The sequence below is a fragment of the Mesorhizobium sophorae genome, assembly GCF_002270415.1.
Classification (GTDB): Bacteria; Pseudomonadota; Alphaproteobacteria; order Rhizobiales; family Rhizobiaceae; genus Mesorhizobium; species Mesorhizobium sophorae.
Map to the genome: position 1 here is coordinate 951880 of NZ_NNRI01000007.1, position 23216 is coordinate 975095.

The following is a 23216-nucleotide window of genomic DNA, read 5'->3' on the forward strand; positions in this document are numbered from 1 at the left end:
CCGAGGTGATTTGCGCGGTGGCCGGAATCGCCGCTGGACTTTGTAAGCGGTCGCTTGAAACATAGGCGGTGACATGACCCACACTGGAAAAAATGCAGACCTTTCCCACCGTCTCGTTGCCGGCGCCGATGATGCGTCGGCGATTTCGGCGCCCGAAAGAGCCACGCTGACGCATGGCGCACTGCGCGAATTGATCGCCGACACGGCTGCCGCGCTGCATGCGCGCGGTATCGGCCGCGGCGACAGGGTGGCCATCGTGCTGCCGAACGGGCCGGAGATGGCCACAACCTTTGTCGCGGTGGCGGCAGCCGCCTCCACAGCGCCGCTCAATCCGGCCTACCGGGCGGACGAGCTCGATTTTTACCTGACCGATATCGGCGCCAAGGCGATCCTCGTTGCGCAGGACGAGAGCGGGCCGGCGGTGACGGTGGCCGAACGGCTCGGCATCGGCGTGCTTCGGCTTATCGCCTTGCCTGACGCGCCGGCCGGAAGCTTTATCATCGAGGGCCCTGCGATCGGGCCGCAAGCCGCGGATGAGATGGCGCAGGACGGCGACATCGCGCTTTTGCTGCACACCTCCGGCACCACGTCGCGGCCCAAGCTGGTGCCGCTCAGCCATGCCAACATCGCGGCCTCGGCCGCCCATATCGGCGCGACGCTCGGCCTGACGGCGGACGATCGCTGCCTCAACATCATGCCGCTGTTCCACATTCACGGCCTGATCGCGGCGGTGCTCTCCTCGCTGGCCGCCGGCGGCAGCATCTACTGCACGCCGGGCTTCAACGCGCTTCGCTTCTTCCAGTGGCTGAGCGATGCGCGGCCGAGCTGGTACACGGCGGTGCCGACCATGCACCAGGCGATCCTGCCGCGGGCGGCACGCAATGCCGAGGCGCTGGCGGCGGCGCATCTGCGCTTCATCCGCTCGTCCTCGGCGTCGCTGCCGGCGCAAGTGATGGCCGAACTGGAGGCGACCTTCGGCTGCCCGGTGATCGAATCCTACGGGATGACCGAGGCGGCGCACCAGATGGCATCGAACCGGCTGCCGCCCGGCCTGCGCAAGCCGGGCAGCGTCGGCGCCTCCGCCGGACCGGAGGTGGCGGTGATGGCGCCAGACGGGCGGCTGCTCAAAGCCGGCGAAACCGGCGAGATCGTCATTCGCGGACCCAATGTCACGGCAGGCTACGAGAAGAACCCGGACGCCAACGCCACGGCGTTCGCGCATGGCTGGTTCCACACAGGCGACCAGGGCGTGCTCGACGAGGATTTCTATCTGCGCGTCACCGGCCGGCTGAAGGAGATCATCAACCGCGGCGGCGAGAAGATCTCGCCGCTGGAGGTCGATGACGTGTTGATGGACCATCCGGCGGTGGCGCAGGTCGTCACCTTCGCCATGCCGCATGACAAGCTCGGCGAGGAGGTGGCGGCGGCGGTGGTGCTGCGCGAAGGCATGGCCGCCAACGAGAGCGATATCCGTGGCTATGCGGCGACGCGGCTCGCCGACTTCAAGGTGCCGCGCAAGATCCTGATCCTGGACGAGATTCCCAAGGGCGCCACCGGCAAGCTGCAACGGATCGGGCTTGCCGCCAAACTCGGACTTTGACGATGAAGATCACCATCTTCGGCGCTGGCGCGATCGGTGGCTATCTCGCCGCCAAGCTCGCCATGGCCGGCCGGACCGAGCTTTCGATCGTCGCGCGCGGCGCGCATCTCAATGCGATCAAGGCAAATGGGTTGCGCCTGATCGAAGACGGTCAGGAATCGGTGGCTTCCGTTCGGGCCGCGGCGAGAGCAGAAGAGCTTGGCGCCCAGGATTATGTGGTGCTGGCGCTGAAGGCCCATTCCCTCACCCCTGCGCTCGATCAGATCGCGCCGCTGCTCGGGCCGGACACCGCCGTCGTCACGATGCAGAACGGCGTGCCGTGGTGGTATTTCCATGACGTCGGCGGGCCGCTGGAAGGCACGCGGTTGAACGCGGTGGACCCCGGCGGCAAGATCTGGGAGCGGATCGGGCCGCAGCGCGTCATCGGCTCGGTCGTCTATCCCGCCGTCGAGGTCGACGCGCCCGGCCTGATCCGCCATGTCGAGGGCAAACGCTTCTCGCTTGGTGAACCCTCCGGCGAGCGCAGCGAACGGGTCACGCTTCTGGCTGACGAGATGGTCAAGGCCGACCTGCAGGTTCCGGTTCGCGACGACATCCGCAGCGAAATCTGGGTCAAGTTATGGGGCAATCTCTCCTTCAACCCGATCTCGGCGCTGACCGGCAGCACGCTGGCGGCGATCGTTGCCGACGAGGCAACCCGAACGCTTGCCCGCACCATGATGCTGGAGGCACAGGCGATCGGCGAAAGCCTCGGCGTGCGTTTTCCGATCGCGGTCGACCGGCGTATCAAGGGCGCCGGCGATGTCGGCGAGCACAAAACCTCGATGCTGCAGGACCTGGAACGCGGCCGACCGATGGAGATCGACGCGCTGGTCAGCGCGGTGCAGGAACTTGGCCGGCTAACAGACAAGCCGACGCCCACCATCGATGCCGTGCTGGCGCTGGTGCGGCGGCTGGCCATCGAGCGCGGCTGCTATTCCTGAACCGCCCGGATCGATTGCGGTCAGTCCTTCGCAGCCGGCCAGTCCTTTGCTGCCGGCTTCAGAAGCCGCACACAAAGTTCGCCGACGATGCCGCGCCGCCCGACAACTGCTGGCCAGCCCAGCCAATGCCGCCAGCATGACGAATGGCATGGCCGCGATCCGGTGCCCTTGCAGTCTTCGCGCTATCGTTGCCAGAACGGCTTGGCGAGCTCTGCCTCGACCTGCCGGTCCGTCAGACCGATATCGTCGATCAGATAGGGATTGTCCCTCGCCATTTGCGCAAGCTCCCAGCGAAAGCGGATCCGCTCGCGCCAGGTCCGATCGTGCCAGCTCGCAATAATGCTCTGCAGGGTCGTCAGATGCCGACGCGCCATCGGCGCCACGGGCGTTCCCGACCGCGCTGTCTTGTGCGGGGCAAATTCAAGAATGTTGGTCATGACAACCTCAATATGGTTTGAGGGTCCAGAGGCCCTCGACCTGAAAGAGGCCGAATTCTGCAGGTTACGGACAGCGCCGTAATTAAGCCTTCCCAAATAGTTCTCAAAAGTTCCAAATGGGTAGAGCCGTTCACCGATTCACGGAACCGGCAACCTGCCCTAACTCTTTGTTTTGACGCGATTCCCTGAGGAAAAGCGCTACGCGCTCTTCCCGGGAAAACCGTTTCACACTGTTCCTGAAATTGCTCTATAGATGCGCCCTATGCAGGGATCGCGCTTTGCCTTTGGTCCGTTCGTGCTTGATTCCGGTGCGGGAACGCTGCTTCGGAACGATGTGCCCGTTGCCGTCGGCTACCGCGGGCTCAAGCTGCTCGCGGCGCTCGTCGGACGGCCCGGCGACATCCTGAGCAAGGCCGAATTGATGGACGCGGCATGGCCTGGCACGGCGGTCGAGGAAGGCAACCTCACCGTCCAGATCGCGCAGCTGCGCAAGCTGCTTGGTCCGGCCGGGGATGGCGGCGAATGGATCGTCACCGTTCCACGCGTCGGCTACCGCTTCACGGGGGCCATCGAACAGCTTGGTGACGCGAAGCGAAAACCTTTGCCGCTACCCGGCAAACCATCGATAGCCGTGCTGCCCTTCGTCAATGTCAGCAACGATCCCGAGCAGGACTCCTTCGCTGACGGGTTGACGGAAGACCTGATCACCGACCTGTCGAGGATATCCGGCCTGTTCGTCATCGCCCGCAACTCGGTCTTTGCCTACAAGGGAAAGGCGATGGACGTGCGCGAGATCGCTGGCGATCTTGGCGTGCACTATCTGCTGGAGGGCAGTGCACGACGCGCCGCGGGGCGCGTGCGCATCAACGCGCAACTGGTCGACGCCGTGAATGGCGATCATCTCTGGGCGGAACGCTTCGATCGCGGCCTGGAAAATATCTTCGCCGTCCAGGACGAGGTTACGGCCAAGATCGTGGAGGCGCTGCTCGGCCGGCTGCGCGCACCGCCGCCGCGCAACCGGCCGAGAAATATGGAGGCCTACGATCTCTGCGTGCGGGCGCGCAAGCTGATGGATGATTCGCCGCAGATGGCGCAGGAAGCGCATCTGATGCTGACGCGCGCGGTGGCGCTCGATCCCGAATATGCCGAGGCCTATCGCTGGCTTGCCATGAACCACTGGATGGGATCGGTGCATTCCGGCGGACCAAGTGAGTCTTCCCGCAGCGTTGCCCTGAAACTGGCGCGCAAGGCCGTGGCGATGGATCCCAACGATGCCGGCTGCCGCTGGGTCCTGGCTTACCTGCTTGCCTATGAGCGCAGCTTCGCGGATGCGGATGCCGAGTTTGCCAAGGCGTTCGAGCTCGACCCGAACGAGGCCGACGCGTGGGCGGCTTTGTCCGACATCGCGGCGCTGGCCGGGCGGGTCGAGGAGGCCCTCGAGCATATTCGCAAGGCGTTTCGCCTGAACCCGTTTCCGTCAAGCTGGTACTATCTGACCCTCGGCGCGGCGCAATATGCGGCCCGCGATTACGAAGCCGCTGTCGAGACATTGCGCCGGGACGAGACCTATCGGACAAGCTCACGCCGTTTCCTGGCGGCAAGCCTCGCGCAACTCGGCCGGCTCGACGAAGCGCGCGCGGAGGTCGAACTGTTCCTCGTCGGCAACCCGCATTTCACGACCCGGCACTGGGCCACGACAGAGCCCTTCCGCGACGCAGCGACGCTTGAGCATTTCGTCGATGGCTTCCGCAAGGCCGGTCTTCCGGACTGACGCGCCGGCGTAACCTCCCGCAAGGCCCGCATCCAGATCACCCGGTCAAGGCTCCCGCAACTGCTTGCGGCGCCAGGCGGCCGGCGCTTCGCCGATCCGTTCGCGGAAGACCCTCGAGAAATAGGCGGGGTCGTCAAAGCCGATCTCGTAGGCGATGTCCTCGACCGTACGCACGGTGAACAGCAGCAGTCGCTTCGCCTCCAGCAATCGCCGCTCGCTCACTACCCGCTTGACGCCAGTGCCGAGCACCGCGCGGGCCGCCTTGTCGAGCAAATGCGGTGTCGTGGCCAGCGTCTCGACATAGCGGTCGACCGGCCAGTTGTCGCGGAAATGCATGTCGACGAGCCGACGCAGGCCCAGTGCCAGCGAAGCCTCGGAAGAGGTTGTGGCGGTGGTCCCATCAGGGCCGAGGCGGGCTATGTGGGAGAGCGCGACGGCGATCAGCGCCGGCAGCACCTTGTCGTTGCCAGCTTGCGCCTCAGCGTATTCGGCAGCGATCATCTCCAGCACCGCCGCCAGCCTTTTCCACGCGGCGTGGTGCGGCGGGCCGTCGGCAAAGACCGGCCCGTCCAGCGGCAGCAAGCTCTGGCCGGCAATGGCGGCGAGCGCGTCATCGGCAACCGAAACGACGATGGCGTCGGTGCCGGGGCCGATCGAGAAGCCATGCACGACATTGCTTGGCACGAAGCTGACGGCGGGCGCCGAAAAGTCCCAGGAGCGGTCTTCAATGCGGTAGGTACCTGAGCCACCGGTCCAGTAGGTGATCTGGCCCATCTGCGGATGCTTGTGCGCGGCGACCTCGCCGAGATGGATGTTGCTGCGGGCAAGGACTGTCTCGACATGCAGGAAGCCGACATCGAGCGGCCGCACCGGCTCGCCATAGACGAAGAAGTCGGGGATGGAACTCTGGCTCATGGCGCCGGAAAAAGTCCAATCAGTTTTGTGGTTCCGTCCATAACCGATCCCCGGCCCAGGCGCTACAGTCGTCACGCAAGTGGAGGAACATCATGCGCTCAGAAGACTTCCGTGCCGACAAGGGGCGTCCGTTCACCGGGGCCGAATATTTGGAGAGCCTGCGCGACGGCCGCGAGGTCTACATCAACGGCGAACGCATCGCCGATGTCACCACGCATCCGGCGATGCGCAATTCGGCGCGGTCGCTGGCGCGCCTTTATGATGCCCTGCATGACGCCAAGCAGCAAGACGCGCTGATCTCGCCAACCGACACCGGTTCGGGCGGCTACACTCACAAATACTTCCGCGTCGCCAAATCCTCCGCCGAGCTTGTCGACCAGCAAGCAGCTATCGCCCAGTGGTCGCGCATGTCCTATGGCTGGATGGGGCGCACACCCGATTACAAGGCGGCGCTGATGAACACGCTTGGCGCCAATGCCGACTGGTACGGGCCGTTCAAGGACAACGCTCTGTCCTGGCACAAGCGCGCCCAGGAGGCGGCGCTGTTCATGAACCACGCCATCGTCAATCCGCCGATCGACCGCCACAAGCCGGCCGAACAGGTGAAGGACGTCTTCGTCCACATCACTGGGGAAACCGATGCCGGCATCACCGTGTCCGGCGCAAAGGTGGTGGCGACGTCCTCGGCGCTAACCCACTACAATTTCCTGGCGCAGGGTTCGGCGACGGTCACCGAGGATCCGTCGCTGTCGGTGATGTTCATCGTGCCGATGAATGCACCGGGGATAAAGATGTTCTGCCGCGTCTCCTACGAGCAGACGGCCAATACCGTGGCGGCACCCTTCGACTATCCGCTGTCGTCGCGCTTCGACGAGAACGACGCGATCCTGGTACTCGACAACGTCTTCATCCCCTGGGAGGACGTGCTGGTGCTGCGCGACGCGCAGAAAATCCTGTCGTTCCACCCGGCTTCCGGCTTCATGCACGGCTATTGCTTCCAGGGCTGCACGCGTTTCGCCGTCAAGCTCGACTTCCTCGCCGGCTTGCTGGCAAAGGCGCTGCGCGCCACTGGCGGCGATGCCTTCCGCGGCAACCAGGCGGCGCTGGGCGAGGTCATCGCGCTGCGGCACATGTTCTGGAGCTTTTCCAATGCCATGGCCTACAACCCGATCCCGTGGGCGAACGGCGCGGTGCTGCCCAACCTGGAAGCCGCCCTTGCCTACCGGACCTTCATGTCGGAAGCCTATCCGCGCGTCATCGACACCGTGCGCCGGGTGATCGCCTCGGGGCTGATCTACCTGCCATCGTCGGTGCGCGATTTCAACAATCCCGAGATCGACAAATATCTGGCGCAGTATGTGCGCGGCTCCAACGACATGGGCCATATTGAGCGCATCAAGATCATGAAGCTGTTGTGGGACGCGACCGGCACCGAATTCGGCGGCCGCCACGCGCTCTACGAGCTCAACTATGCCGGGGCGCCGGAAGAGGTGCGGCTTCAGGTGCTGAAGGGCGCCGAACGCGGCGGGCGGCTGAAGGCGATGGAAGAGCTGGTCGACACCTGCATGGCCGACTATGACGAGAACGGCTGGACGGGAGATACCTGGTTCAATCCGCTTGCTTCGTCGGCTGAGTGAACCCAGATGGCCACGCAGATTTCGAAAGCCGATTTCCGCGACGCCATGGCGAGGGTCTGCGCGCCGGTCAACATCGTCACCACCGACGGCCCGGCCGGACGCGGCGGCTTCACCGCCACTGCCATGTGCAGCGTCTCCGACGAGCCGCCGACACTGCTGGTGTGCATGAACGGCCGCTCGACGCAGGCCGCCATGTTCCTGTCCAACCGGCGCTTCTGCGTCAACGTGTTGACCCATGACCACATGCATCTGGCGGGGAAGTTCGCCGGCGCGACCAGGGACATGGAAGCCCGCTATTCGGCGGCACGTTGGCAGACGCTGACTTCAGGTACGCCGGCACTGTCGGATGCGATCGTCAATTTCGATTGCGAGATCGAGGATGTGCATATCGTCGGCACGCATAACGTCATGATCGGCCGGGTCATCGATGTCCGGCATGGCAGCGGCGGCTCGGCGCTGCTCTATGTCGACCGCAACTATACGCAGCCGACGCGGCTTGGCAGCTTTGGCGGGTGAGCCCAAGCGATACCGCCCGGACCGAACGGTCAGCTCTCGCCGTCGATGAGGTTTTCCAGGAGATCGAGCAGCTTTTCCAGCCTGTCGTGGCCGAAGCGCTGTTCGATGTCGTCATAGATGACGCGACGCTCGGGTGAGAGCGCATCGATAAGGGCGGAACCGGCCGGGGCGATTGTCAGCACGACGCGGCGGCCGTCGCCTTCGGCCTTGTTGCGGGTGATGAACCTGCGCCCCTCGAGCGCCTTGATGATGCGCGTCAGGCTGGGCGGCAACACCGATGCGCGATCGGCAAGCTCGGTCGCCTCGACCGGGCCGGCTTCGCTCAGCACGCGCAGCACGCGCCATTGCTGTTCGGTCACATCGTGGGCCGCGAGCATCGGACGAAACCGCGCCATCACCACTTCGCGGGCGTGCAGGAGCGCCATTGGCAGGGAACGACGGGTGTTTTCAGGCAGCAAGAAAAAAGCCTCCCACGCTGGCTTGCGATCGAAAACAGGCCTTCCTTTAGCCGAATCCGCCCACCGAAAGCCCGTTCCAGCCATCCCCGTATCGCTGCGCCAAGCCCGATGCAAGACTTGACTTCATGGGCGCCTCATGTAATTAACGCGTTAACTACAACAAGACAAGTGATTGGGGAGCGAAACGCGATGCCGCACTTCTCCATCGAGTATTCGGCCAATCTCGATGCCAAGGTCGATATGGCCGAATTGTGCGCGCTGGTGTTGCGCACAGTGCTGGACACCGGTCTGTTCGAAACCGGCGCCGTGCGGGTGCGGGCGTTTCGCGCAGAGGCCTATGCGGTGGCCGACAGGCTGCCGGAAAACGCCTTCCTCGACATGTCGTTTCGCATCGGAATCGGGCGCAGCGCCGAGGAGAAGAAGCGGGCCGGCGAAGCCGTCTTCGCGGCGGTGAGCGAATACCTTGCCGGCCTGTTCGAGACGCCGCATTTCGCCCTGTCGCTCGAGATCCGGGAAATCGACCCGGTGCTGAGCTGGAAGAAGAACGCAATCCACCCGCGACTGCGCGGCAAGTGACGGAAGCTAAGATGTCCGACCTGCAAGGCAATCTGAAGAAGGCCGAGGCCTATCTGGCCCGTTTCAAGCGCGACGGTGTGCTGAACCAGATCGGCGGCGAAGCGGCGCCGGCGCTCGACGGCACGACGTTCGAAACGCTGTCGCCGGTCGACCTCAAGCCGCTGGCCAAAGTCGCGCGCGGCGGTGCCGTCGACATCGACCGCGGCGCCAAGGCGGCGAAGGCGGCGTTTCCGGCCTGGGCCGCGATGCCCGGCGAAGCGCGCAAGAAGCTGCTGCACAGAATAGCCGACGCGATCGAAACACGCGCCGAGGAGATCGCCTTCGTCGAATGCATGGACACCGGCCAGGCGCTGAAGTTCATGGCCAAGGCGGCGTTGCGCGGTGCCGAGAATTTCCGCTTCTTCGCCGACCGTGCGCCAGAGGCGCGCGACGGCGAGACGCTGCGGACCACAGGCCAGGTCAATATGACCACACGGGTGCCGATTGGCCCGGTCGGCATCATCACGCCGTGGAACACGCCGTTCATGCTATCGACCTGGAAGATCGCGCCGGCACTGGCCGCCGGCTGCACCGTGGTTCATAAGCCGGCTGAGTTCTCGCCGCTGACAGCCCGCCTGCTGGTCGAGATCGCCGAAGAAGCCGGCCTGCCGAAAGGTGTGTGGAACCTCGTCAACGGCCTCGGCGAGCACGCCGGCAAGGCGCTGACCGAGCATCCCGACATCAAAGCGATCGGCTTCGTCGGCGAAAGCCGCACCGGCTCGATGATCATGCGGCAAGGCGCCGACACGCTGAAGCGCGTCCATTTCGAGCTTGGCGGCAAGAATCCGGTGATCGTCTTCGCCGACGCCGACCTGGAGCGCGCGGCCGATGCGGCGGTGTTCATGATCTATTCGCTGAACGGTGAACGCTGCACCTCCTCGTCACGGCTGCTGGTCGAAGCGTCGGTCTACGACGAATTCACCGATCTGGTGGCGGAGAAGGCAAAGCGCATCAAGATCGGCCATCCCCTGGACCCCGCAACGGTGGTCGGCCCGCTAATTCATCCGGTGCACGAGGAAAAGGTGCTCTCCTATATCGAGATCGGCAAATCGGAAGGCGCGGTGGTCGCAGCCGGCGGCGGGAAGTTCGCCGGCCCTGGCGGCGGCTGCTATGTCAGCCCGACGCTGTTTACCGGCGCCACCAACAGGATGCGCATTGCCCAGGAAGAGATCTTCGGGCCGGTGCTGACTGCCATTTCCTTCAAGGATGAGGCGGAAGCGCTGGCGCTGGCCAACGACACGCAATACGGCCTGACCGGCTATCTCTGGACGTCGGACGTCACCCGCGCCTTCCGCTTCACCGACGCGCTGGACGCAGGCATGATCTGGGTCAATTCGGAGAATGTGCGCCATTTGCCGACGCCGTTCGGCGGCGTCAAGAATTCCGGCATAGGCCGCGACGGTGGCGACCATTCCTTCGACTTCTACATGGAGACGAAGAACATAGCCTTCGCCACGACGGCGCACGCGATCCAGAAACTCGGCGGCTGATCAGAGGAAATCAAATGCCCTTGCCCAAGCCCAATCTCTACCCTGAATTCAACATCGTGCGCCTCAGCCATGTCGAACTGGCCGTCACCGACCTCGCCAGGTCCCGCGCCTTCTATGTCGACACACTCGGCCTGCAGGTCACCGACGAGACCGCCGATACCATCTATCTCAGGGCATTGGAGGAGCGCGGGCATCATTGCATCGTGCTGAAGAAGGCCACTACGGCCGAAGCGCGCGACCTCGGCTTCAAGCTGTTCTCCGAGGAGGATCTCGACAAGGCCGAGCATTTCTTTGGAGGAAAAGGCCTGCCGGTGGAATGGGTCGAGCGGCCCTACCAGTCGCGCACCTTCCGAACCCGCGATCCGCACGGCATACCGCTCGAATTCTACGCTCAGATGGAGCGGCTGCCGCCGATCCATCAGAAATATGCGCTCTATCACGGCGTCAAGCCGCTGCGCATCGATCACTTCAACTGTTTCTCGCCCAATGTCGACGAGTCCGTCGCCTTCTACAACGAGCTCGGCTTCCGCGTCACCGAATACACAGAGGATGCGAGCAGCGGAAAGCTGTGGGCGGCGTGGACGCACCGCAAGGGCGGCGTCCACGACATCGCCTTTACCAACGGCATCGGGCCGCGCCTGCACCACGTCGCCTTCTGGGTGCCGACGCCGCTCAACATCATCGACCTGCTCGACCTGATGGCGACGACCGGTTACCTGCCAAACATCGAACGCGGCCCCGGCCGACACGGCATTTCCAACGCCTTCTTCCTCTATATCAGAGACCCCGACAACCACCGCATCGAGATCTACTGTTCGGACTACCAGACGGTCGACCCGGACCTCGAGCCGATCAAATGGGACCTCAAGGACCCGCAGCGGCAGACGCTGTGGGGTGCGCCAGCACCCAAAAGCTGGTTCGAGGAGGGTAGCGGCTTTGCCGGGGTTGCGGCGCGCCAGCCGGATCTAACGGCTTCGCCGATCATCGCGCCATGAGTGTTTCGAAAATGATGTCTGCGTTCCTTCGCGCCCCCCTCTGTCCTGCCGGACATCTCCCCCACTTGGGGGGAGATCGGCTGGCCGCTCGGCCGGCGCCTTTCTTGCAGCGTTGGAAATTGGCGAAAGCGGAGGTGACATCCAATCTCTCCCCTCGTGGGGGAGATGTCCGGCAGGACAGAGGGGGGCGCCGTAAAGCTCCAAACCAGCAGAAGCCCACCGGAGTTGCAGCATGAGAAGGGCACAGCTCGCCACCTTCACCGTCGGCGGCAAGGCACGGTATGGCGCGATCACCGGCAAGGGCGTCGTCGACCTGTCGGCGCGTCACGGCCAGTGGCCGACGCTGCGCGAGGTGATCGAGGCCGGCGCCTTGCTGCGGCTGGCGGAAGAGGCCGATGCCTTGGCCGCCGATTTCCCGCTCGACGCCATCGCCTACGACATCCCTGTCCCGGTTCCGGAAAAGATCATCTGCGTCGGCGTCAACTATCCCGACCGCAACGAGGAGTACAAGGACGGGCAGGCGGCGCCGGCCAATCCGTCGCTGTTCGTCCGCTTCCCCCGCTCGTTCGTCGGCCATTGCGCGCCGCTGGTGCGGCCGCCGGAATCCCCACAGCTCGACTATGAGGGCGAGGTCGTCATCGTCATCGGCAAGGGCGGCCGGCGCATCGCGGAGACCGACGCCCTCGGCCACATCGCTGCACTGTCGCTGTGCAATGAGGGCACCCTCCGCGACTGGGTGCGCCATGCCAAGTTCAACGTCACGCAAGGCAAGAATTTCGACCGCAGCGGCTCGATCGGTCCCTGGCTGGTGCCGTTCACGGACGAGGCGCAGATCGCCGACATCACGCTGACCACTCGCGTCAACGGAGAGCTGCGCCAGCAGGACCGCACCAGCCGGATGATCTTCTCGTTCCGCAAGATCATCGCCTATGTCTCGACCTTCACCACACTGGTGCCCGGCGATATCATCGTCACCGGCACGCCGACGGGTGCCGGCGCCCGCTTCGAACCGCCGATCTGGCTGAAGCCGGGCGATGTGATCGAGGTGGAGGCCGACGGCATCGGCGTGTTGCGCAACAGCGTCGTCGACGAGGCAGCGACATGACCCCGGAGCAAGTGGAAGACGCCGCCAACCGGCTGTTCGAAGCCGAGCGTTCGCGCCGCCAGATCCGGCTGCTCAGCCTCGATTTTCCCGAGGCGACGATGGAGGACGCCTATCGCGTTCAGGCGGCGCTGGTGACGCGCAAGATCGATGCCGGGCTGAAACCGAAGGGCTGGAAGATCGGCCTGACCTCCAAGGCGATGCAGTATGCGCTGGCCATCGACACGCCGGACTCGGGCGTGCTCTTCGACGGCATGTTCTTCAACGACGGCGCGACGATTCCCGCCGGCCGCTTCATCCAGCCGCGTGTCGAGGCCGAGATCGCCTTCGTCATGAAAGCGCCGCTCAAGGGTCCCGGCGTGACCCTCTTCGACGTGCTCAACGCCACCGACTACATCACGCCGGCGCTCGAAATCCTCGACACGCGCATCGAGCGCGTCAATGCGGAGACGAAGAAGACGCGCACCTTCTTCGACACGATTTCCGACAATGCCGCCAATGCCGGCATCGTCATCGGCGGGCGGCCGCAGCGACCCGATGAAGCCGACATGCGTTGGATCGGCGCCATCGTCTCGCGCAATGCCGAGGTCGAGGAGACCGGGCTTGGCGCCGGCGTGCTCAACCATCCGGCGATGGGCATTGCCTGGCTGGCGGACAGGCTCGCCCGTTACGGCATGTCGATCGCGGCCGGCGAGGTGGTTCTCTCGGGGTCCTTCATGCGGCCGGTCGAGGCGCGGCCCGGCGACACCATCGTCGCCGATTTCGGCAGTTCAGGCACGGTCAGCATTCACTTCGCTAAGGGCTGACCGGCTCTATCCGCCCCTATTCGCCGCGCAGATAGGCGATCACCACATCGGCCGCGATGTTGGACATGCGCAGGCCGACATCCCTGGTGATGTCGCCTTCGACGCGGCTCTGCACCCAGCCGAGGAAGGCGAAAGCGCGCAACGCTGAAAACAGCGGCAGTGCGGCGATGTCCTGCGCCGTCAGTCCCCGCAGCTGCCGATAACCGTCGAGCAGGGCTGCCTCGATCAGCGGATAGATCGCCTCGTCGCGGTTCTGGTAGCGGGCAACGGCAAGATCGTACATGTGCCAGCCATAGCCGCAATCGTCGAAATCGATGATGCGGATCGCGCCGTCGTGGACGAGCACGTTCTCGCGCACCAGATCGGCATGGATGATGCCGAAATTACGGGCGCTGCGTTCATGCTCCGACAGCGCCTTCACGGCCTTGTCCCTCGCCCGGAAAACCAGCTCGCGGCGGGAGCCCTCCAGGAAGGGCGAGGTCTCGAAGCGGCCCCAGGTCGGGGCCGGGCCGAAGAAGCCGTCGAAATCCCAGGCATGGCGGGTAAAGCCGGCAGGCGGTGTCCAGGCGGCGGTGACATTGTGCATATGGGCGATGGTTCGCCCGATCGCCGTGAAGACCTGTCTTGCCTGCTCGGGCGTGTAGTCCAGCGGCACGCCTCGCGCCCCGACGGCGCGGCCCTCCAGCCAGCTGAGGCAATCAACCTGGCGAGGCGGCGCCGATGTGCCGGTATCGACCGGCACGAACAGGTCGCCGGTCTGCGTCGCGACCGGAGACGGCGTGGCGACGCCGGCCGACTGCAGGAAGGACATCCATTGCAGTTCCGAGCGCAGCGCGGCGTCGGAATGATAGCCAAGCCGGTGAACGCGCATGGCCGCCGGTTGGCCATCGGGCAGGCGGACCCGAAACACCGCGTTCTCGCGGAATTTCAGCAGCTCGGGCTCACCGTCGCGGATACCCCAATGCTGGAGCGCGCGCCGCGCCAGTTCGGTGACGGTGGCGGCATCTTCCGGTTCGGACGGCACGGAAACCGCGTTCACGCCGGCACTCCGCCGACTTCATCGAGCACCTCGTCGAGCGTGCCTATCAGGAAGGCGGCATCGTCGCGGGAAAACGGCATGGGCGGGCGGATCTTCAGCACATTGCCGTGGATGCCGGTCTTGCCCATCAGCACACCCCGATGGCGCATCCGGTTGGCGACTTGCTCGGCAAGGTCTGATGCCGGCTCGCGCGTCTTGCGGTCGTGAACCAGCTCGGCGCCAAAAAACAGTCCGGCGCCCCTGATCTCGCCGATGCATTCGTGGCGTTCGGCCAGCGGGCGCAGCAGGCCATGCGCATAGGCGCCGACATCGCGTGCGTTGGCGACGAGATCTTCCTGCTCCAGAACATCGAGAACGGCATTCGCCACCACGCAGGATACCGGGTTGCCGCCAAAGGTGTTGAAGTAGCGGAAAGCGTCGCGGAAGGTCGCGAGGATCTCCCTGGTGGTGACCACGGCGGCGACCGGGTGGCCGTTGCCCATCGGCTTGCCCATGGTGACGATGTCGGGAACGAAGCCGGCGCGCCGATGGCCCCAGAAATGGCTGCCGGTGCGGCCGAATCCCGGCTGCACCTCGTCGGCGATGACCAGGCCGCCGGCCTTGCGCACTGCCGCCACGGCTTCGCCAAAGAAGCCGTTGGGAAGCGCCGGGAAGCCTTCATTGGCGAGCAGCGGACACAGGATGATCCCGGACAGGCCGATACCGTCCTGCTCCAGCGACGCCATGGCTTCGCGCACCGCGTCGCCAAAAGCCTTGCCGTTGGCCATCGCCTCCGGATGGCGATAGCTGTCGGGTGCCGGCACCAGCTTGACATGGCGGGCGCGGCCACCGACCGGCGGCATGCGCGTGCTGAGCTGCGAAACCGCTGCCGTGTTACCGTGATAGGTGGCGTCGGTGGCGATGATGCCCATGCGGCCGGTGGCGGCCTGCGCCATGCGCAACGCGATGTCGTTGGCTTCGCTGCCGGTGCAGGTCAGGATGGCGGTGGACAGGCTGGCATCGAAGGTCGCGGTCAGCCGCTCGACATAGTCGAGGATGGCGGTATGCAGATAGCGCGTGTGGGTGTTGAGCAGGCTTGCCTGCCGGCACAGGGCCTCGACCACGTGCGGATGGCAATGGCCGACATGCGCGACATTGTTGTAGGCATCGAGATATTTGCGGCCGTCGGCGTCATAGAGCCAGACGCCTTCGCCGCGCACCAGATGCGCGGGCTCGTCATAGAACAATTGCGATTTCGCGCCGAGCAGCCGGGAACGTCGGCTAACCAGCGCCTCAGCACCCTCATTCTGCTGCCCCACTTTTTCCTGCGAATAGGCCATTTGCGTACCGAAACTCCGTTGTAACCCCGTCAGACCTTGGACAGGCCTCCGTCCAGTGCTTCGCCGATCTTCACAACATCGGCGGCGCTGATGATCAGCGGCGGCGACAGGATGATGTTGTTGCCCGAAACGCGCAGCATGACGCCGGCCTCGTAGGCCGCCTCCGAAACCACGGCCATGGTCTTCTTGTCAGTCGGCTTCTTGGTGGCGCGATCCGAGACCAGTTCGAGCGCCGCCATCAGACCCTTGTACCTGACATCGCCGACGATGGCGTGCCTGGCCTTCAGCCCTTCCAGCACGGCGGCGAGTTCGTTACCCCGCGCCGCCGCGTTCTCGTCCAGGCGGAGGCGTTTGGTTTCCGCAAGCGCCGCCAGCCCCGCCGCGCAGCCGACCGGATGGCCGGAATAGGTATAGCCGTGGCCGATCGAGCCGAAGCTGGTCTTGTCGGCCTCGAAGACGTCTGCAACCTTTGCGCCGATCAGGGTGGCGCCCAGCGGGAAATAGCCGGAGGTGATCGCCTTGGCGATGGTCATGAAATCCGGCTTCACGCCCGACAGCCTGGAGCCTGACCATGCGCCCGACCGGCCGAAGCCGGTGACCACTTCGTCGGCGATCAAAAGGATCTCGTGGCGGTCGCAGATGTCACGCACCAGCGGCATGAAGCTCTCATGTGGGACAATGACGCCGCCGGCGCCGAGAACCGGTTCCATGATGAAGGCGGCAATGGTGTCGCCACCCTGGAAGGCGATCTCGTCCTCCAGCGCCCTGGCGCACAGTTTCGCCAACCGCGCCGGGTCCGTCTCGTCGAACGGGTTGCGGAAGGTCCACGGCGCCGGGATGTGGAAGACACCGGGCAGCAGCGGCTCGTAGTTGCGGCGGAAATTGGCGTTGCCGTTGACCGAGGCGCTGCCGAAATGGGTGCCGTGGTAGCCCTTCTTCAGGGCGAGGAACTTTGTTCGATCACCCTGTCCGCGGATCTTCCAGTATTGCCGGGCCAGCCGCAGCGCGGTTTCGACCGAATCCGAGCCGCCCGAGGTGAAGAAGGTCCGCACCATGCCTTCCGGCCCGAACCATTCACTGAGCTCGTAGGCGAGCTCAATCGACGGTCCGGTGGAGGTGCCGCGGAAGCCGGAATAGTAAGGAAGCGCAGTGAGCTGGTCGGCGATTGCCTTTTTGATCGGGTCGCAGCTGTAGCCGAGATTGACGTTCCACAGGCCGCCAACCGCATCGAGCACGCTTCTGCCATCGATGTCGGTGACGGTGACGCCCTCGCCCTTCATGATGATCTTCGGCGGATTGGCCCGCATCTCGGCCGGATGCGCCATCGGATGCCAGATCGGCTTGGCGTTTGTCTCGGTGAGGAAATTGATGTCGCGCATGGCAGGCTCCGCAAATGGTCTAGGCAGCTGGGACAAGGTCGAAATGGCCGAGGGCTTCGGCATAGGAAAGTGCTGGCCGCGCAACGTCGAAATGAACGGTGCGCATGCCGGCGGCACGGCCGCCATCGACATTGCGCTGCTGGTCATCGACGAAGACGCAGGCCTCGGCAGGCAGGCCGAGCGCCTCGGTGACGAAGGCATAGGCGCGAGGGTCGGGCTTGAGGATACCGGTATAGGTGGCATCGACGATGGTGTCGAACAGGTCGAGCAGCGGCAGCCGCCGGCGCAAGTCGGTGCCGTAGAAGAGGTCGAGCTCGTTGGACAGGATCGCCAGGCGAAAGCCCGCCGCATGGACGGCGCGGATGGCGGTGTCGGCCTCCGGCCGCAGCACCTTTTGCGGCTCCGCCCCGCGCGCACGCTGGACGAAGGTCTCCATTGCCTGCCAGTCCTCGCCTTTGAGCCGACCGACTTCGCTTGTGCGGGTACGCCAGTAGTCGCGCTCGCTGATCTCGTCGGCCTGCATCGCGCGCCAGAGCGGATCGCTGTCCGGATCGAACGGCCCGCGCCATTGCAGCGTTCCCGGCTCGAGGCCGAGCGCCTGTTCGGTCAAGGCATGGGTCTCGAACAGCGTCCGGGTGACGACACCGCCGAAGTCCAGGACCAACGCCTGAGCCAAAGAAACGCTCAAGCGGCTTCTCCCTTGGCTGGCGCACCGCGCGGAACAATGCCTTCCTCGACCCATCGGTCGAAGATCTCGAGCGCCTTGCCGACGAAGTCGTCGCTGTTGATGTGGGCGTCGATCTCGTGGAACTCCACGCCAACAGGCATGGCCTTGCGCATTTCGTCGACGAAGGCGGCGAGAGCCTCCGGCTCGTAGAGCGGCTCGCCCTGCATGTCCCATTCCTGGATTCCGCCGGACGGCAGAATGAAGGCAGAGCGCCCTTTCGCCGCGCCGAGCTTGGTGGCGATGGTTCTGGCGACCTGGCGGCGATCGTCGGCATCGACCGTGACCGAGCCGATCAGCCTGTTGTGCGCGTGGAACGGGCGTAGCGCAAATTTAGCCGGCAAATCCTGCCAGGTCGGCAGATCGACCATGTCGACCGCACCGGGCGCCGCGATCTGCGGAATGCCGCGGGCGCCGGCGTTCTCCAGCCGGTCGATGCCGGAACTGACGACGGAGCCGGCGAGATGGTTGGTGATTTCCTGCAGGCTGAAGTCGAGCACCGCGCAGAAATGGCCTTGCCCTGCAATCGATTCGAAGGCGCGGCCGCCCATTCCGGTGGTGTGGAAGACGGCGACATCATAGCCACGCTGCTCCAGCGCAGGCTTCAGCGTCTTCATGTAGCGCAGGCAGCTGCTGCCGAGCGAGGTCATGCCGATGGTTGGGCCGGTGGCGGGAGCCGTGGCGCGCGACGCCAGCATGATCCTGGCCGCACCGACAACCGCGCCGCAGGCCTGCGAGAGAACCGCCTTGCAGATGCTGTTGAGGCCATAAAGCCCACCCGCCCAGAGGATCATCATCAGGTCGGGCGCGACGCGTTCGGGTGGGATGAGGTGCGAATAGGCTATGGTCGAGACGACGAATTTCGGCACGCCGAGCGGCAGGCAAAGCGCCACGTCGAGCGCCAGGTCGGTTCCCATCGAGCCGCCGATGGCGATGAAGCCGTCGATCTCGCCGGATTGATAAAGCTTGCGCGCCAGCTGCACGGCGCCGCCGGCCATCAGCGTCATGGCGGTGTTCTCGTCGCCGCTCGAAACGATCTCGGCGATCGTCACATCCACGGCGCGGGCAACGGCATGCTTGTCGTGATCCGGGCTGTATGGCGGGTCGCCCAGCACGCTGACATCCATCATCACGGCGCGGCCACCCGATGCCTCGATGCACTGCTTCATAAACCCGAGCTCGTCGGCCTTGGTGTCACCGGTGCCGATGACGAGGATTCGGGGCACTGTTGCCGTCTCTGCCGACATCACGCCTGCCTCCTCAGCGTTTGCAGGTTTTCGCCATTGAGGCGCATCGAAATCTCCCGTGCCGCGGCCATCACCGCAAGTCCCCGTTCCGCGATCGCCGCCGGCGTCGTCCTGGCATTCGGCGCGGCCACCGCGATGGTGCCGAGCGCAAAGCCGTCCGCCGCGCGGATTGCCGCCGCGACGCTGATCACCCCTTCCTCGAAACCCTGGTCGCAGATCGAATAGCCGCGATCGCGCGTCTCGGCGATGGATGTGGAGATGGCGGCCGGATCGATCAACGTATGCGTCGTGAAGGCCTTGAGGGAGCCCGTCAGGCATGCCTTGACGGTCTCGTCGCGGGCGAAGGCCAGATAGGCGATGCCGGAGGCGGTGGAGTGCAGCGGCAGAAGCTGGCCGATATCGATATTGACCCGGTTTGCCCAGGCCGGATGCTCGACATGGACGGTGACCAGCGCATCGACGCCGAATTCCGACAGATGCACGGTCTCGGCTGTGGACGCCGCGAGATCCCGCACCAGGGGAACCGCTGTCTGCAGGAAGGGAAAGCGCGCCTCGCGGATGCGGGCCAGACGCGACAGGCCAGCGCCGAGGCGATAGTGCCGCGTGGCGGCATCCTGTTCGACGAAGCCATGGCCGGTCAACGCCACCAGCAGCCGTCGCGTCGTCGCCTTGTCGAAGCCCGACCGGCGCGCCAGATCCGACAGCCCGAGTTCGGGCTCGTCGACGGTGAACAGCTCCAGAAGTGAGATCGCCTTGCCGACCGTACCCAACTTCGCCTCCTTCGACTAATCATTTAACGTGTGAATTAACTTGACAGGCATCGACTTTGTTTGCAAGTCTATATTCAAAATAAGGGTTCAAATAATGAACCAACATCCAGAGCAGATGGAACAGGCCGATTGGCCGGCGGACCCAAGGGTTCGCACACAGGAGGGACCAATGTCAGCAGTTACGGAGCAGGCGCCGGCCAACAGGCTGCGCAAGAACAGTCTTGGCGTCGGCGCCATCACCTTCATGGTGATTTCGGCGGCGGCACCCCTCACGGCGGTGGCCGGCGGCACACCGCTCGGCATGCTGATGGGCAACGGCGCCGGCTTTGCCGGCACCTATCTCATCGTGACCATCCTGCTGCTGTTGTTCGCGGTCGGCTATGTGACGATGTCGCGTCACGTCGGCAATGCCGGCGCCTTCTACGCCTATGCGGCGCGTGGGCTCGGCGGCCTGGCCGGCGGCGCCACGGCGCTGATCGCCATCCTGTCCTACAACGCCATGCAGATCGGCGTCATGGGCCTGCTCGGCGCGGCGACGGCCGGATTGTTTGCCGGCTGGGGTATCAATTTGCCCTGGTGGGTATGGAGTTTCATCGCCATCGCGCTGGTCGCCGTGCTCGGTTATCGCCAAGTCGACCTGTCGGCCAAGATCCTGACGGTGCTGGTCCTGTGCGAATATCTGGTGGTGCTGGTCCTCGACATCGCCATCCTCAAGACCGGCGGCGATAGCGGCCTGTCGGCGGCGCCGTTCAGCTGGAGCCAGATCACATCAGGCGCACCGGCCATCGCCATCCTGTTTTGCTTTGCCGCCTTCATCGGTTTCGAGGCGACGACCATCTATGCCGAGGAAGCCCGCGACCCCGAGGTCACGGTTCCGCGCGCCACCTATTTCTCCGTGCTGCTGATCGGCGTCTTCTACATGGTCACGGCATGGCTGATGGCGGTCGGCGCCGGTGTCGACAAGCTGCTGCCGGCGCTGCAGGGACTGCAGGACCCGACGACCTTCCTGTTCGGCCTGTCCGACCGTTACGCCGGAACGATGCTGTCGCATGCGATGAGCATCCTGTTCGTGTCGAGCCTGTTTGCCGGCGTGCTGGCGTTCCACAATGCGGTTGCCCGCTACATCTACGTCTCTGGCCGCGAAAAGCTTCTGCCGCAAACGATCGGTGTGACCCATTCGGTGCACCAGAGCCCGCATGTCGCGTCGGTCATCCAGAGCGTGCTGGCGGCAATCGTCGTCGGGCTGTTCGCCGTGCTCGGCCTCGATCCGGTGCTGGCGCTGTTTTCGTGGCTGACCAATGTCGCAACGCTCGGCGTCATCGTCATGATGGCGGTGGCGTCGCTCGCCGTGGTGATGTTCTTCCGCGCCAATCCGGCCGCCCGGGAGAATGCGCTGAAGACCACCATCCTGCCCGGGCTGACCTTCATCGCCTTCGTCGTCATCATCTACCTGATCGTCATCAATTTCGGCAGCCTGTCAGGCGCCGGCGGCTTCCTTGGCGTGTTCCTGCCGGGGTTGGTGCTGATTGCTGCAATTGTCGGCCTGCTGCTGGCAAGCGCGCTGAAGAGCCGCGATCCGGTCGCCTTCGAAAATCTTGGCCAGCCGTTGAAGGATTGAGCGGAGCGCAGGATCGAAGGAAGCAAGGGGCGGCACGCCAAGCCGCCCCTCGTACTGCTTAACTTCAGAAGTGAGAACACAATGATCAGCCAGGATGCCATCGACGCGCTGCGCAAGACGGAGATCGGGGCGCGACGCCTGTTCATCGATGGCGTACAGATCGATGGCATGAGCGGCGCGAGTCTGCCGGTGACGTCGCCGATCGACGGCCGGCCCTTCGCCAGCATAGCCGACGGCAATGCCGCCGACATCGACCGTGCCGTCAAGTCGGCGCGCAAAGCCTTCGAGAAAGGTTCGTGGTCGCGCTCGGCACCCGCCTTCCGCAAGAAGGTGCTGACAAGACTCGCCGAGCTGGTCAAAAAGCATGCCGACGAACTGGCCGTGCTTGGCGTCCGCGACAATGGCACAGAAATCGGCATGGCCTACAAGGCCGAACCGCTGTCGGCGGCAGGCACCATCCGCTACTATGCCGAGGCGATCGACAAGATCTATGGCGAGATCGCGCCGACGGCCGAGAACGTGCTCGGGCTGATCCACAAGGAGCCGCTCGGCGTCGTCGGCGTCATCGTGCCGTGGAATTTTCCGCTGATGATCGGCGCCTGGAAGATCGCGCCCGCACTTGCCGCCGGCAATTGCGTGGTGGTCAAGCCGCCGGAGATCGCTTCGCTGACGCTGCTGCGGCTGGCCGAATTGGCAAGCGAGGCCGGACTTCCCGCCGGTGTGTTCAACGTCGTCACCGGGCGCGGCGCGGTCACCGGCGAAGCGCTCGGCCTGCATATGGATGTCGACGCCATCGCCTTCACCGGGTCGGGGCCTGTCGGCCGGCGGCTGCTCGAATATTCCGCGCGTTCCAATTTGAAGCGGGTCTTCCTCGAACTCGGCGGCAAGTCGCCCAACATCGTCTTTGCCGACGCCCCGGACCTGAAGCAGGCGGCGGTCGTCTCGGCTAATGGCATCTTCCGCAATTCCGGCCAGGTCTGTGTCGCCGGCTCGCGCCTGCTCGTCCAGGCATCCGTCTATGACCGTTTCATGAACGAGCTGCTCTCGGCGACCACGCGGCTGAAGGTCGGCGATCCGCTCGATCTCTCAAGCGACGTCGGCGCGGTGTCGAGCTCCGAACAGCTGGCCAAGAATCTCGGCTTCGTCGACCGGGCGGCGGCCGAAGGCGCCCGGCTGGTCACTGGCGGTGAACAAATTCTCGCCGAGACCGGCGGCAGCTACATGGCGCCGACGATCTTCGAAAACGTGACGCAGGAGATGCAGCTGGCCCGCGAGGAGGTGTTCGGGCCGGTGCTCGGCGTCATGCGCTTCGAGACCGAGGAGGAGGCGGTGCGCATGGCCAATTCGACCGTCTATGGGCTGGCCTCGGCGGTGTGGACAGCCAACCTTTCCACCGCGCATCGCATGGTGCGCGCCGTCAATGCCGGCGTCGTCCACGTCAACACCTATGGCGGCGCCGACATCACCGTGCCGCTCGGCGGCGTCAAGCAGTCCGGCTTCGGCCGAGACAAGTCGCTGCATGCGCTGGACAAATATCTTGATCTGAAGACCGCCTGGATCGCTCTCTGAGACCGGCGCCGGGTTGTCTTGGAACCTGGCTTCCGTCGGATCGGCGCAGTCCCGCTGCGGTCGGTCAGGCGGCGTCTTGTGCTCACTCTCCTGAAATTTTTGAGAGAATATTCCCGGCCGTGACGAGAACGGCGAAATGCGTTCTTTGATAAAATCGATAGAATTTCTGATGATGTGATCAAGGCTCGGCAATCAGCCCGGCTGCCATGACTTCACAACCGCAGAG

Annotated in this window: 21 protein-coding genes; 12 read left to right on the forward strand and 9 right to left on the reverse strand. The window is 64.7% G+C overall.

Going from position 1 to position 23216, the window contains the following annotated elements:
• The first annotated feature begins 73 nt into the window (after positions 1-73).
• Together CGZ66_RS09010 and CGZ66_RS09015 are read left to right on the forward strand one after the other, a co-directional pair.
• On the forward strand, positions 74-1600 hold the full coding sequence (locus CGZ66_RS09010; protein ID WP_095083592.1) for an acyl--CoA ligase: 1527 nt from the start codon (positions 74-76) through the stop codon (positions 1598-1600).
• 2 nt (positions 1601-1602) lie between these two features.
• Complete coding sequence (locus CGZ66_RS09015) at positions 1603-2583, forward strand: 2-dehydropantoate 2-reductase (RefSeq protein ID WP_095083594.1); 981 nt, start codon at positions 1603-1605, stop codon at positions 2581-2583.
• A 182-nt stretch (positions 2584-2765) separates the two neighbouring features.
• Here CGZ66_RS09015 and CGZ66_RS09020 read toward each other — a convergent pair whose 3' ends face one another.
• Positions 2766-3020, reverse strand: coding sequence for a DUF1127 domain-containing protein (locus CGZ66_RS09020; RefSeq protein ID WP_095083595.1), 255 nt, complete (start codon positions 3018-3020; stop codon positions 2766-2768).
• 253 nt (positions 3021-3273) lie between these two features.
• Between CGZ66_RS09020 and CGZ66_RS09025 the strand changes: the two genes are divergently transcribed.
• Positions 3274-4791: a winged helix-turn-helix domain-containing tetratricopeptide repeat protein gene (locus CGZ66_RS09025; RefSeq protein ID WP_206073691.1), complete on the forward strand. Its 1518-nt coding sequence runs from the start codon at positions 3274-3276 to the stop codon at positions 4789-4791.
• 45 nt (positions 4792-4836) lie between these two features.
• Here CGZ66_RS09025 and CGZ66_RS09030 read toward each other — a convergent pair whose 3' ends face one another.
• Positions 4837-5706 carry a helix-turn-helix domain-containing protein gene (locus CGZ66_RS09030; RefSeq protein ID WP_095083599.1) on the reverse strand — a complete coding sequence of 290 codons (870 nt, stop codon included), beginning with the start codon at positions 5704-5706 and terminating at the stop codon, positions 4837-4839.
• Positions 5707-5798: 92 nt separating this feature from the next.
• Here CGZ66_RS09030 and CGZ66_RS09035 point away from each other — a divergent pair, with 92 nt between their 5' ends.
• Both CGZ66_RS09035 and CGZ66_RS09040 read left to right on the forward strand, forming a co-directional pair.
• On the forward strand, positions 5799-7343 hold the full coding sequence (locus tag CGZ66_RS09035) for a 4-hydroxyphenylacetate 3-hydroxylase N-terminal domain-containing protein (protein ID WP_095083601.1): 1545 nt from the start codon (positions 5799-5801) through the stop codon (positions 7341-7343).
• Between the two features lie 6 nt (positions 7344-7349).
• Positions 7350-7859: a flavin reductase gene (locus tag CGZ66_RS09040; RefSeq protein ID WP_095083603.1), complete on the forward strand. Its 510-nt coding sequence runs from the start codon at positions 7350-7352 to the stop codon at positions 7857-7859.
• A gap of 29 nt (positions 7860-7888) precedes the next feature.
• Here CGZ66_RS09040 and hpaR read toward each other — a convergent pair whose 3' ends face one another.
• Positions 7889-8284, reverse strand: coding sequence for a homoprotocatechuate degradation operon regulator HpaR (hpaR, locus tag CGZ66_RS09045; protein ID WP_245331082.1), 396 nt, complete (start codon positions 8282-8284; stop codon positions 7889-7891).
• Between the two features lie 222 nt (positions 8285-8506).
• Here hpaR and CGZ66_RS09050 point away from each other — a divergent pair, with 222 nt between their 5' ends.
• The 5 genes from CGZ66_RS09050 to hpaH all read left to right on the forward strand — a co-directional run bounded on the left by CGZ66_RS09050 (position 8507) and on the right by hpaH (position 13325).
• On the forward strand, positions 8507-8893 hold the full coding sequence (locus CGZ66_RS09050; RefSeq protein ID WP_095083607.1) for a 5-carboxymethyl-2-hydroxymuconate Delta-isomerase: 387 nt from the start codon (positions 8507-8509) through the stop codon (positions 8891-8893).
• 11 nt (positions 8894-8904) lie between these two features.
• A complete protein-coding gene (hpaE, locus tag CGZ66_RS09055; RefSeq protein WP_095083609.1) occupies positions 8905-10422 on the forward strand; it encodes a 5-carboxymethyl-2-hydroxymuconate semialdehyde dehydrogenase in 1518 nt (505 codons plus the stop codon).
• Positions 10423-10436: 14 nt separating this feature from the next.
• On the forward strand, positions 10437-11417 hold the full coding sequence (gene hpaD, locus CGZ66_RS09060) for a 3,4-dihydroxyphenylacetate 2,3-dioxygenase (RefSeq protein WP_095083610.1): 981 nt from the start codon (positions 10437-10439) through the stop codon (positions 11415-11417).
• Positions 11418-11649: 232 nt separating this feature from the next.
• Positions 11650-12522: a fumarylacetoacetate hydrolase family protein gene (locus CGZ66_RS09065; RefSeq protein ID WP_095083612.1), complete on the forward strand. Its 873-nt coding sequence runs from the start codon at positions 11650-11652 to the stop codon at positions 12520-12522.
• Positions 12519-13325 carry a 2-oxo-hept-4-ene-1,7-dioate hydratase gene (gene hpaH, locus CGZ66_RS09070; RefSeq protein WP_095083613.1) on the forward strand — a complete coding sequence of 269 codons (807 nt, stop codon included), beginning with the start codon at positions 12519-12521 and terminating at the stop codon, positions 13323-13325. The genes CGZ66_RS09065 and hpaH overlap by 4 nt, the downstream gene beginning before the upstream one ends.
• A gap of 16 nt (positions 13326-13341) precedes the next feature.
• Here the strand turns inward: hpaH and CGZ66_RS09075 are convergent, their stop codons facing one another.
• Genes CGZ66_RS09075 through CGZ66_RS09100 form a run of 6 tightly spaced genes read right to left on the reverse strand, consistent with a single transcriptional unit; the run spans position 13342 to position 19803 of the window.
• Complete coding sequence (locus CGZ66_RS09075; protein ID WP_095083615.1) at positions 13342-14364, reverse strand: phosphotransferase enzyme family protein; 1023 nt, start codon at positions 14362-14364, stop codon at positions 13342-13344.
• The gene (locus CGZ66_RS09080; protein WP_095083617.1) at positions 14361-15683 is read right to left on the reverse strand and encodes an aminotransferase class III-fold pyridoxal phosphate-dependent enzyme; all 1323 of its coding nucleotides are present in this window, start codon (positions 15681-15683) and stop codon (positions 14361-14363) included. Before CGZ66_RS09080 ends, CGZ66_RS09075 begins: the two co-directional genes overlap by 4 nt.
• Positions 15684-15712: 29 nt before the next feature.
• Positions 15713-17062: an aminotransferase class III-fold pyridoxal phosphate-dependent enzyme gene (locus tag CGZ66_RS09085; RefSeq protein WP_095083619.1), complete on the reverse strand. Its 1350-nt coding sequence runs from the start codon at positions 17060-17062 to the stop codon at positions 15713-15715.
• Between the two features lie 19 nt (positions 17063-17081).
• The gene (locus CGZ66_RS09090) at positions 17082-17738 is read right to left on the reverse strand and encodes an HAD-IA family hydrolase (protein ID WP_206073705.1); all 657 of its coding nucleotides are present in this window, start codon (positions 17736-17738) and stop codon (positions 17082-17084) included.
• A gap of 8 nt (positions 17739-17746) precedes the next feature.
• Positions 17747-19033, reverse strand: coding sequence for a Tm-1-like ATP-binding domain-containing protein (locus CGZ66_RS09095; RefSeq protein ID WP_095083622.1), 1287 nt, complete (start codon positions 19031-19033; stop codon positions 17747-17749).
• A complete protein-coding gene (locus tag CGZ66_RS09100; RefSeq protein WP_095083624.1) occupies positions 19033-19803 on the reverse strand; it encodes an IclR family transcriptional regulator in 771 nt (256 codons plus the stop codon). Before CGZ66_RS09100 ends, CGZ66_RS09095 begins: the two co-directional genes overlap by 1 nt.
• Positions 19804-19972: 169 nt before the next feature.
• On the opposite strand from CGZ66_RS09100, the gene CGZ66_RS09105 reads away from it, so the two are divergent.
• Together CGZ66_RS09105 and CGZ66_RS09110 are read left to right on the forward strand one after the other, a co-directional pair.
• The gene (locus CGZ66_RS09105) at positions 19973-21421 is read left to right on the forward strand and encodes an APC family permease (RefSeq protein ID WP_095083626.1); all 1449 of its coding nucleotides are present in this window, start codon (positions 19973-19975) and stop codon (positions 21419-21421) included.
• Positions 21422-21502: 81 nt separating this feature from the next.
• Complete coding sequence (locus CGZ66_RS09110) at positions 21503-22990, forward strand: aldehyde dehydrogenase (RefSeq protein ID WP_095083628.1); 1488 nt, start codon at positions 21503-21505, stop codon at positions 22988-22990.
• The last annotated feature ends 226 nt before the right edge of the window (positions 22991-23216 follow it).